This window comes from Blautia sp. DFI.6.71 (genome assembly GCF_020593585.1).
Taxonomy (GTDB): Bacteria; Bacillota; Clostridia; order Lachnospirales; family Lachnospiraceae; genus Blautia_A; species Blautia_A wexlerae.
Genome location: NZ_JAJDMJ010000138.1, coordinates 1 through 1,023, shown reverse-complemented (window position 1 = coordinate 1,023; position 1,023 = coordinate 1). Strand labels below are relative to the sequence as shown.

Sequence of the window (1,023 nt, the reverse complement as noted above, 5' to 3'; positions counted from 1 at the left end):
AGAGGAATGATTGTAGACCAATGTATTGAAGAGTATGGCAGTGGTTTAAACTATAACCGCAAAAAGTGGAATCAGCTGTTAGACGAAGTAATGGAACAGAAAATTAAAACCATCCTGGTTACACATAAAGACAGATTCATCAGATTTGGATATGACTGGTTTGAAAAATTCTGTATGAAGTTCAACACAACTATAGTGATAGTGAACAATGAAGAACTATCACCGAAAGAAGAACTTATACAGGATATTGTATCTATACTTCATGTTTTTTCCTGTAGATTGTACGGACTTCGTAAGTATAAAAAACAAATAGAAAGGGATGAAGAGATTGCTAAAGAGCTTCAAGACGGAAATCAATCCAACTGAAGAGCAGAAAGCCAGGATCCGCAGGACGATAGGAATTTGCCGATATGTCTATAACTTCTACCTTGGTCACAACAAAGCCCTGCATGATAATGGTGAAAAGTTTATGACTGGTAAGAGCTTTAGTTTATGGCTTAACAACGAATACATTCCGGATAATCCTGACAAAACATGGATCAGGGAAGTGTATTCAAAAGCCGTAAAAAAGTCTATCGAAGATGGATGTACTGCTTTTACAAGATTTTTTAAACATCAGAGTGATTTTCCTAAATTTAAAAAGAAAGGTAAATCTGATGTGAAAATGTATTTTGCCAGAAATAACCCAAAGGATTGTCAATGCGAAAGGCACAGACTTAAGATCCCAACCCTGGGCTGGGTGCGTATCAAAGAAAAAGGATATATCCCAACAACAAAGGATGGATATATGATCAGAAGTGGCACAGTGTCTGTTAAGGCTGGCAGATTTTATGTTTCTGTTCTTGTAGAGATCCCTGATGTCAATATCGACAATAACTCAAACGAGGGAATCGGTATAGACCTTGGACTAAAAGATCTTGCCATTGTCTCAAATGGAAAGACATACAGGAACATCAACAAATCGGCAGGATTAAAGAAACTTGAAAAACAACTGATCCGGGAACAGAGAAGTCTTTCCCGAAA

The 1,023-nt window shown here is 37.1% G+C and carries 2 protein-coding genes; both read left to right on the top strand.

Annotated features, from left to right (window positions below; all coding sequences use genetic code 11):
* Positions 1–366, top strand: a 366-nt coding sequence (locus tag LJE12_RS19590) for an IS607 family transposase (RefSeq protein ID WP_227292393.1), incomplete at its 5' end; no start/stop codon positions are given.
* Positions 320–1,023: RNA-guided endonuclease InsQ/TnpB family protein (locus LJE12_RS19585; RefSeq protein WP_227292391.1), on the top strand; the 704-nt coding region annotated here is incomplete at its 3' end. The genes LJE12_RS19590 and LJE12_RS19585, both read left to right, overlap by 47 nt.